The sequence below is a fragment of the Kitasatospora sp. NPDC057595 genome, assembly GCF_042800875.1.
In the GTDB taxonomy this organism is placed as follows: Bacteria; Actinomycetota; Actinomycetes; order Streptomycetales; family Streptomycetaceae; genus Kitasatospora.
The window spans coordinates 1-1,032 of the sequence record NZ_JBHVGL010000085.1; the positions used below are offsets into that span (position 1 = coordinate 1).

Sequence of the window (1,032 nt, forward strand, 5' to 3'; positions counted from 1 at the left end):
GGGGCGAAGCTGAGAACTTAAGCGCCAGTAAACGGCGGTGGTAACTATAACCATCCTAAGGTAGCGAAATTCCTTGTCGGGTAAGTTCCGACCTGCACGAATGGCGTAACGACTTCTCGACTGTCTCAACCATAGGCCCGGTGAAATTGCATTACGAGTAAAGATGCTCGTTTCGCGCAGCAGGACGGAAAGACCCCGGGACCTTTACTATAGCTTGATATTGGTGTTCGGTTCGGCTTGTGTAGGATAGGTGGGAGACTTTGAAGCCGTGACGCCAGTCATGGTGGAGTCGTCGTTGAAATACCACTCTGGTCGTGCTGGATGTCTAACCTGGGTCCGTGATCCGGATCAGGGACAGTGTCTGGTGGGTAGTTTAACTGGGGCGGTTGCCTCCTAAAGGGTAACGGAGGCGCCCAAAGGTTCCCTCAGCCTGGTTGGCAATCAGGTGTTGAGTGTAAGTGCACAAGGGAGCTTGACTGTGAGACTGACGGGTCGAGCAGGTACGAAAGTAGGGACTAGTGATCCGGCGGTGGCTTGTGGAAGCGCCGTCGCTCAACGGATAAAAGGTACCCCGGGGATAACAGGCTGATCTTCCCCAAGAGTCCATATCGACGGGATGGTTTGGCACCTCGATGTCGGCTCGTCGCATCCTGGGGCTGGAGTAGGTCCCAAGGGTTGGGCTGTTCGCCCATTAAAGCGGTACGCGAGCTGGGTTTAGAACGTCGTGAGACAGTTCGGTCCCTATCCGCTGTGCGCGTAGGAGTGTTGAGAAGGGCTGTCCCTAGTACGAGAGGACCGGGACGGACGAACCTCTGGTGTGCCAGTTGTTCTGCCAAGGGCATGGCTGGTTGGCTACGTTCGGGAGGGATAACCGCTGAAAGCATCTAAGCGGGAAGCCTGCTTCGAGATGAGCACTCCCACCTCCTTGAGAGGGTAAGGCTCCCAGTAGACGACTGGGTTGATAGGCCGGATATGGAAGCCCTGTGAGGGGTGGAGTTGACCGGTACTAATAGGCCGAGGGCTTGTCCTCAG

1 rRNA gene is annotated in these 1,032 nt (G+C 56.0%); it reads left to right on the top strand.

What is annotated here, in order from left to right:
- Positions 1 to 1,030 (top strand): 23S ribosomal RNA (locus ACFU9E_RS35645); the annotation flags it as partial.
- Between the last annotated feature and the right edge of the window lie 2 nt (positions 1,031 to 1,032).